The organism is Kaistella pullorum (genome assembly GCF_014837035.1).
Taxonomy (GTDB): domain Bacteria; phylum Bacteroidota; class Bacteroidia; order Flavobacteriales; family Weeksellaceae; genus Kaistella; species Kaistella rhinocerotis.
Map to the genome: position 1 here is coordinate 189,426 of NZ_JACSPS010000004.1, position 7,740 is coordinate 197,165.

7 protein-coding genes are annotated in these 7,740 nt (G+C 42.6%); 6 read left to right on the plus strand and 1 reads right to left on the minus strand.

Going from position 1 to position 7,740, the window contains the following annotated elements; all coding sequences use genetic code 11:
• Positions 1-144: 144 nt before the first annotated feature.
• From H9628_RS11250 to H9628_RS11260, 3 genes are read left to right on the plus strand one after another with little or no spacing between them, the layout of a single operon-like run.
• On the plus strand, positions 145-1,047 hold the full coding sequence (locus H9628_RS11250) for a DMT family transporter (RefSeq protein ID WP_251834246.1): 903 nt from the start codon (positions 145-147) through the stop codon (positions 1,045-1,047).
• Complete coding sequence (locus H9628_RS11255) at positions 1,047-2,129, plus strand: putative type IX sorting system protein PorV2 (protein ID WP_251834236.1); 1,083 nt, start codon at positions 1,047-1,049, stop codon at positions 2,127-2,129. Before H9628_RS11250 ends, H9628_RS11255 begins: the two co-directional genes overlap by 1 nt.
• 20 nt (positions 2,130-2,149) lie before the next feature.
• Positions 2,150-2,935 carry a hypothetical protein gene (locus H9628_RS11260; protein ID WP_251834237.1) on the plus strand — a complete coding sequence of 262 codons (786 nt, stop codon included), beginning with the start codon at positions 2,150-2,152 and terminating at the stop codon, positions 2,933-2,935.
• Here H9628_RS11260 and uvrC read toward each other — a convergent pair.
• Complete coding sequence (gene uvrC, locus H9628_RS11265; protein WP_251834238.1) at positions 2,919-4,715, minus strand: excinuclease ABC subunit UvrC; 1,797 nt, start codon at positions 4,713-4,715, stop codon at positions 2,919-2,921. The genes H9628_RS11260 and uvrC overlap by 17 nt on opposite strands.
• A 201-nt stretch (positions 4,716-4,916) precedes the next feature.
• Between uvrC and H9628_RS11270 the strand changes: the two genes are divergently transcribed.
• The 3 genes from H9628_RS11270 to H9628_RS11280 all read left to right on the plus strand — a co-directional run bounded on the left by H9628_RS11270 (position 4,917) and on the right by H9628_RS11280 (position 7,507).
• Positions 4,917-5,453 (plus strand): hypothetical protein, encoded by a 537-nt coding sequence (locus tag H9628_RS11270; RefSeq protein WP_251834239.1) that lies wholly within the window; start codon positions 4,917-4,919, stop codon positions 5,451-5,453.
• Between the two features lie 98 nt (positions 5,454-5,551).
• Positions 5,552-7,042: a histidine ammonia-lyase gene (hutH, locus tag H9628_RS11275; protein ID WP_251834240.1), complete on the plus strand. Its 1,491-nt coding sequence runs from the start codon at positions 5,552-5,554 to the stop codon at positions 7,040-7,042.
• 3 nt (positions 7,043-7,045) lie between these two features.
• Positions 7,046-7,507 carry a DUF2059 domain-containing protein gene (locus H9628_RS11280; RefSeq protein ID WP_251834241.1) on the plus strand — a complete coding sequence of 154 codons (462 nt, stop codon included), beginning with the start codon at positions 7,046-7,048 and terminating at the stop codon, positions 7,505-7,507.
• Positions 7,508-7,740: the final 233 nt, after the last annotated feature.

Consider the following 7,740-nt stretch of genomic DNA (forward strand, 5'->3'; position numbering starts at 1 on the left):
TAGTTTATTTTTTTAATAGTTTATTATTTGAAAGCCCCAAAAGTCCTCACAGATTTTTGGGGTTTTTTTGTTTTGGTAACAGCCCATCAAATAAAACCGTAAATACGAAAGCGATTTGTAAATTTGCGCAACTTTGAAATTTCTATGGAGGCTGCTTACAAAAATTCTGCACTGTTCAGGTTGCATCTGATCGTTTTTTTATGGGGTTTTACAGCCATTTTAGGAAAACTTATTGAGACCAATGCTCAGGTTTTGGTTTTCTACCGAATGTTTTTCGCCTCGCTTTTCCTGTTCCTTTTTTTCCGTGTTTTTAAAGGCCAAAGTTTACGCGTGCCCCGCCGGTTGCTCCTGCAGCTCATCATGATTGGGGGTTTCATGGGTTTTCACTGGCTGTTTTTCTTCCATTCCATCAAAGTTTCTAATGTGTCCATAGCGCTCAGCTGTCTTTCGCTGTCCACTTTGTTCACGTCTATTCTGGAACCTGTGATCTTTAAACGGAAAATAGACATTTCGGAGGTGATAATCGGCATCGTGATCGTGATCTGTATGACACTGATTTTCAAGACAGAATTACATTATAAGGAGGGAATATTTTTCGGAGTTCTCACGGCGTTATTCGGAACCATCTTTCAGGTATTCAACGGGAAGATTTATGGTAAAACCAGTTCCGGAAACATTATTTTTTACGAGATTTTTGCCGGTTTTTTGATTCTTAGCATATTCTACATATTTACAGGTCAAATTTCACAGGTGGGTGAAATAAGTTACCGTGATTTGGCGTTACTTATATTGCTGGCAGGGGTTTTTACAGCCTACCCGATGCTGGAATCGGTGAGCCTGATGAAATATATTTCGCCGTTTACGCTGGTTCTCACCATCAATCTGGAGCCTGTTTACGGAATTATCCTCGCATTCTTTATCTTTGGAGAATCTGAGCAGATGAATCCGGTTTTCTACATTGCTTCGGTTATTATGATAGGTGTCATAATCGCCAACGGTGTGTGGAAAGCACGCAGAACCGCAGGTACTAAAAAGCTCGACATTTGATGAAAAAAATACTTCTCCTTTCACTCCTATTTTGCGCTGGCTTATCGCAGTCACAAATTGTTCGTAAATATTCGAACGAATTTCTGAGTATCGGAGCCGGAGCACGCGGTCTGGCAATGGGTGGCGCAGTGATTTCAAATCAGGGTGACGTATATTCACCAATGTGGAATCCGGCAGGACTGATCGATATAGACCGCGACTGGCAGGGCGCCGCGATGCATGCGGAATATTTTGAATCGATTGCCAAATACGATTATCTTGCCTTTGCAAAACCATTGGATAACAATGCCGGCGTGTTTGCCATTTCCATTGTAAGGCTTGGTGTAGACAATATTCTGAATACCACGCAGCTTATCGATTCCGAAGGCAATATAGATTACGATAAAATCACCAGTTTTTCACAGTCTGATTACGCAGCATTGCTTTCCTATGCATTCAGGCCGGGCGGCGACCACCGTTTAGCGGTGGGTGTTAACGCAAAACTGGTTTACCGCAATGTAGGGAAATTCGCGAGTGGCTACGGTTTTGGCTTTGATGTCGGTGTGCTTTATAATGCGGATAACGGCTGGAACTATGGTGCTATGCTGCGCGATGCAACCACTACTGTAAATTTTTGGACGGTAAATCAGGGTGAACTTTCCACCGTAGTAAATGGTGAAGAGTTTAATCCCGCGCCCGCTGACAAACTCGAGATCACTATGCCCAAGCTCAATCTCGGAATCAGCCGCAATTATGAAATCAACCGCGACCTCGAACTCACACCTGAAGCGGGTCTAAATGTTGATTTTGCAAAGACCGCCGCGATGATTTCAACCGATTTTGCGAGCATCACGCCGTACGCAGGTGCGGAGCTCCGTTTTCAGGATATGATTTTTGTGCGTTTGGGCGTGAACAGGTTTCAGACCATCACGGATATTGAAGATCTAAAGCGTAAGGTTTCTTTTCAGCCCAGCGCCGGTATTGGCATCAAATATCAGGGTTTGACGCTGGATTATGCCATCACCAATTCGGGAATTGGCGGATCTAATTTCTATTCGAATTTCTTCTCCCTGAAACTGGATATGGGCGACTTCAGGAACTAAAAAATTCTAAAACACGCACAATGAAACGCATATTATTTCCCGTACTGATCTTACTTTCGGCTGTAGTTTTCGGGCAACAAATCTCAGACTTCCGCTATATCACACTTACAGACACAAAAGATTTTGCAAATGACAAATTTGGCTTGAATTCATTGCTGAGTGCAAAACTTCAGGCAAAAGGTTATACGGTTTTAGGTACGCATCGGCAATCCTGGCCTGCGGACGCTGCTTCGGATCCTTGTAGCGTACTTCAGGCAGATGTAGAAAACATCAGCAGCCTACTTAAAAATAAATTAATGGTAAGCTTCAATGACTGTAAGGGAAAATCAGTCGGAACTTTCGAAGGCCGTTCAAATATAAAAGAATATGAAGCCGGCTACCAAGATGCGCTTTCAGCTGCAACAAATATTTTCCCCGCATACAACCCAGTTGCAAGAAATTCCGGCACAAGCGCTGCACCCGTGGGTGTGGTGCAGGAGGTAAATTCCGGCAAGACTACCGCAAAGAGTGAAGAAAGTGCTCCCGCACTAAAAAATTCCGCCCAAACCTACAGCAATGGCAGTTCAACACTAAACAGGATTATCATTTCCGAAACTGAGTTCATCCTCGCGAATCCGAAAAACTCTGTTCCGTATGCGATATTCCGGGAATCGACTAGAAAAGGAGTGTTCCGTGTACAACTTCAGGATGGGAGCAAAACGTTGGGATATACGGAAGAAAGCAATATTGTGATTGAAAAAGCAACTGCTGACGGTTCGTTTAGCCGGGAAGTTTTCAGACAGATTCCTTCTAAAGATTTGAATTAAAATATTCCCAAACCAATCCACCACGATTTTTCCCCAGTATTTCTTCCAGCGTTTCGCGTGAGGATTCTTTGACGCGTTTTACAGATTTGAGTTTGCTTAAAAGTAAGTCAACCGCTTTTTCACCAATGCCCGGTATTTCTTCCAGTTCGGTTTTGATTGTTGAGTTTTTTCTGCGCGTTCGGTGATGCTTGACCCCAAACCGGTGAGATTCATCCCTCACACGCTGCAAAATCTTTAACGTTTCCGATTTTTTATCGAGGTAGAGGGGAATGGGATCTTCCGGAAAATAGATTTCTTCAAGCCTTTTTGCAATACCGATTATGGTGATCTTGCCGTACAGTCCGAGTAGTTTTAAACTTTTCACGGCAGATGAAAGCTGGCCTTTTCCACCATCAATCAAGATAAGTTGTGGCAATGGCGCACCTTCGTCCAAAAGTCGGCGGTAGCGGCGGTGAATCACTTCTTCCATCGTCGCAAAATCATTGGCGCCTTCCACAGTTTTCGGATGAAAAATCCTGTAATCTGCTTTGCTTGGCTTGCCGTTTTTAAACACTACACAAGCTGAAACGGGATTCGTACCTTGAATATTTGAGTTGTCAAAACCTTCAATATGACGCGGCTCCACGGGCATTCGCAGGAGTTTCTGCATTTCGGCCATGATGCGGTTTGTGTGTCGCTCCGGATCTACGATCTGTACAGCTTTTAGTTTTTCTATGCGGTACTCTTTGGCATTTTTTTCCGAAAGTTCAACGATACGTTTTTTGTCGCCGACTTTAGGGACGATCAGTTTCACATTCGGAATTTCAAGACCAAGATGAAATGGCAACAGGATTTCTTTGGAATCTGAACTGAATTTTTGGCGGATCTCAATCATCGCTTCTTCCAGAATGTCTTCATCGCTTTCTTCAAGCACTTTCTTGATCTCAGTCGTAAAACTTTGAATTATATTACCGTTCTGAATCTTAAAATAGTTCACGTACGCAGCTGTCTCATCACTTGTCATCCCGAACACATCAACGTCATTTATCGAAGGATTCACAACCGTATGCTTGTGCTGGTAGTTTTCGAGCAAATCAAGCCTTTCCTTCACGATATGCGCATCTTCAAACTGAAGATTCTGTGCATAATTGATCATCTGAGCCACCAAATATTCCTTGGCTTTACGGAAATCACCTTTGATGATTCCTCTGATCGCATCTATTTTTTGGTCGTAATCTTCCTTGGACTCCTGCATTTCGCACGGTCCCTGGCAATTTTTGATGTGAAATTCGAGACAGACTTTATATTTTCCCTCTGCTATTTTTTCCGGGGCAAGGTTCAGCGTACAGGTCCTGAGTTTATAGATATGTTTAATAGTATCCAGTAAAACTTTCGCAGGACGCACACGCGCATAGGGTCCGAAATATTCTGATCCGTCCTTGATCATCGTCCTAGTAAGGAATATTCGGGGGAAATCCTCATTTTTAATGCAAATCCAGGGATAAGATTTATCATCCTTCAGCATTACATTATAGAAAGGCTGATGTTCCTTGATCAGATTGTTTTCAAGTAGCAATGCATCATATTCACTCGGAACGATCGTAGTTTCCAGACGAAAAATCTTTGAAACCATAATCCTGGTTCGGTAACCGGGCAGATTTTTATTAAAGTAAGACAGCACCCGCTTCTTCAGATTTTTAGCTTTACCGACATAAAGCAGCTGATCATTTTTATCAAAATACCGATAAACGCCGGGTTCTGAGGGCAAAGTTTTCAGCTGAAGTTCGAGGTTCGGATTCATTATACAAAAATAGGCAAAACAGTAGAACTGCAAACCTTACTAATTGTTTTAGGCTACGTGGATATCATCAAAAAATCACAAATTCTCTGACATCTGTTAGGGTGTTTTCGCAAGTTTTTTGCGTCGTGGATATCGTTATTTTTGAGCGATTTTTATAGACAGACTGCATTTTTGTCTTTAAAAATTAAAAAAGCTATAACCATGAGAACTAAATTGATGTTGCCTGCATTTTTGTGTGTACAAATATTCTGTGCACAGTCCGCCGATCCTACAAACCAGCTGCGGCAGCATGAACTCGAAATCAAGGAACTTAGCCGTCAGGTTCAGTATTATAAAAATGCGCTGAACGTTAACCAGGCCATCCGAAGTGTCACTTTTGAAAATATCCGGTTTGACGTTACCCAAGTCATCGGCTCAAAAAAAGACGGCACCGTGGAAGTCAATTTCTTATATACAAATGTTGGTCCTACCCTCAGGTCACTGCAGTGTGAACGCGCCCTGATGGTAGATCCCAAAGGAAATCAACACCTAACAACGCAAATGTATATTGCTCCGAACGGAAGAATTGTCGCCAATGAAGTATTGCCAAAAACCGCCTACCGCGGTGGCGTACTTTTCAAAAAACAAAACAGTTATCTACCGACAATCCGCTCGCTTGCTCTTTACATCTATCCGCGCGATAATTTCTCAAATCCCGTACCTGTAGTTTTCGAAAATATACCGGTGATCTGGCAGTAATAAGGAAAAAAACACTTGAGTATAATGCTCGAATCTGCTTTTAATTCGATTTTTTTAGGCTGATTAAAATCTGTACTTTTAGCCTAAATTGTATTTAAATGAAAATTTACGGCAGAGACCAGTTTACTATTTCTGATATTTTCGATATTCTTAGAGATCCGTCAAGCGCGAAGCTGGACGATATAGCAAGATCACAAATTTTACAGTCACAAAACAATGTTCGGCAGATCGTAGAATCAAACCGCACCGTGTATGGTATCAATACAGGGTTTGGGCCACTATGTGATGTGAAAATTTCGGAAGAGGAAACCGCGCAGCTTCAGCACAACCTGATTATCTCTCACGCCGTAGGCGTAGGGAAGCCAATCGCGAAAGAACTCTCGGCGATCATGATGATAGCAAAAGTCCATGCACTTTCAAAAGGTTTTTCCGGTGTTTCTCTTGAGGTAATCGAGCGTCTTATCCTGATGCTTGAAAAAGATATTATACCTGTTGTACCTGAACAAGGTTCCGTAGGCGCGTCGGGCGATCTAGCTCCGTTAGCTCATCTTGTGCTGCCGCTGCTCGGTCTTGGTAAGGTTTGGTGGAAAAACCAAATTTTAGAAACCGGTGAGGTCTTAGCAGAAAATGGACTCGAAAAGCTGAAATTGGGTCCTAAAGAAGGCCTTGGACTGATCAATGGGACTCAATTTATACTGGCGCATGCCATTTTAGGCCTTGACAAGTTCGAATATTTACTCGATTTGGCAGATTTAGCTGCTGCAATGAGTCTGGAAGCATATCAGGGCTCGGCCAGTCCTTTCAGAGAGGAGTTGCATGACATCCGGCCTTTTGACGGCAGCAAAAAAGTAGCGGCAAGAATGCGAATGTTTTTGGGGAATTCGGAAAATTTGGAGGCGCACTTGAACTGTAACCGGGTGCAGGATCCGTACTCGATGCGCTGTGTACCCCAAGTTCATGGCGCCAGCCGGAATGCATACGAACATTTAAAAGCACTCGCAATTACAGAACTGAATTCAGTAACAGATAACCCGATCGTGTTGAGCGCAGAAGAATCGATTTCCGGTGGAAACTTTCACGGGCAATTACTGGCCTTACCGCTCGATTACTGCACCTTGGCCGGCGCGGAACTCGGAAACATCTCAGATAGACGAAGCTACCTTCTCTTGGAGGGTAAATTTGGCCTCCCGAGGTTACTTACAGCAAGCACGGGGCTTAACTCCGGTTTTATGATTCCGCAATATACATCGGCGGCTCTGGTTACTGAGAACAAGACACTATGTTTTCCGGCTTCTGCGGATTCTATACCCACTAGTTTGGGACAGGAAGATCATGTGTCGATGGGAAGTATTTCCGGAAGAAAATTCAATCAGGTATTAGGCAATTTAGTAAATATTTTGTCAGTCGAGCTTATGTTCGCAGCTCAAGGGCTGGAGTTTAGGAGGCCGGCAAAGTGTTCACGCTTTGTAGAGGATGCATTTGGCCTGATCCGTTCAAAAGTACCAAAACTGGAAGATGACCGATTGATTGGTGACGATATGTTGGCTATAGCCGAACTCATTAACGAAAGAAAATTTGAAGTAAATTAAAAGATGAAGAAAATAATCATTGTCGCCAGCTTATTTGCATTTGGAGGTTTGGTAAATGCACAAACCAGCAAAGATCAAAAAGTCATTGAGTTGCTTGAAACCATGGGCACGACACAAAACATGAAAATCTCCTATGAATTATTCATTTCTAATTACAGGAAACAATACCCTGACATTCCTGCGGCGTATTGGGACAAAGCCACATCGCTGGTCGACTATAAGGATTTAATCAAAAGAATTGTACCTATATATTCCAAAAATTTTACCGAGAAGGAAATTGATGACCTAACTACATTTTACAAGAGCAGCACCGGAAAAGAAATGACTACAAAGATGCCCGTGATCTTGCAGGAAAGCATGTTGGTTGGCCAGGAATGGGGAACAGAACTTGCGCAAAAAATTGAAAGCGAAATCAAACCTTCCGAAAAGAAAACTGACACATCCCCGCCTCCACCGAGACGATAAACTTTTGGATTCCTTATTAAACACAAAAAATGACTTTTGCCAGGACTGCTCAAAAGTCTTTTTTTGGCTAAAGATTGCAAACTTATTTGCAATTTATACTGTTAATTTTTAATTATTTTAGGGTAAAGCATTCTACGGTTCTCTCACTTTTGCATAAAAAAAATCCCCAATCAACTAAATGATTGAGGACTGTGTCCCGCCGAGGCGGATTAAAAAAAACTGGCGGCGACCTA

What these genes read in the sequence shown, in the direction of transcription:
- H9628_RS11250 (WP_251834246.1), top strand. Translation starts at nt 145, where the DNA reads ATGGAGGCTGCTTACAAAAATTCTGCACTGTTCAGGTTGCATCTGATC.
- H9628_RS11255 (WP_251834236.1), top strand. Translation starts at nt 1,047, where the DNA reads ATGAAAAAAATACTTCTCCTTTCACTCCTATTTTGCGCTGGCTTATCG.
- H9628_RS11260 (WP_251834237.1), top strand. Translation starts at nt 2,150, where the DNA reads ATGAAACGCATATTATTTCCCGTACTGATCTTACTTTCGGCTGTAGTT.
- uvrC (WP_251834238.1), bottom strand. Translation starts at nt 4,715, where the DNA reads ATGAATCCGAACCTCGAACTTCAGCTGAAAACTTTGCCCTCAGAACCC.
- H9628_RS11270 (WP_251834239.1), top strand. Translation starts at nt 4,917, where the DNA reads ATGAGAACTAAATTGATGTTGCCTGCATTTTTGTGTGTACAAATATTC.
- hutH (WP_251834240.1), top strand. Translation starts at nt 5,552, where the DNA reads ATGAAAATTTACGGCAGAGACCAGTTTACTATTTCTGATATTTTCGAT.
- H9628_RS11280 (WP_251834241.1), top strand. Translation starts at nt 7,046, where the DNA reads ATGAAGAAAATAATCATTGTCGCCAGCTTATTTGCATTTGGAGGTTTG.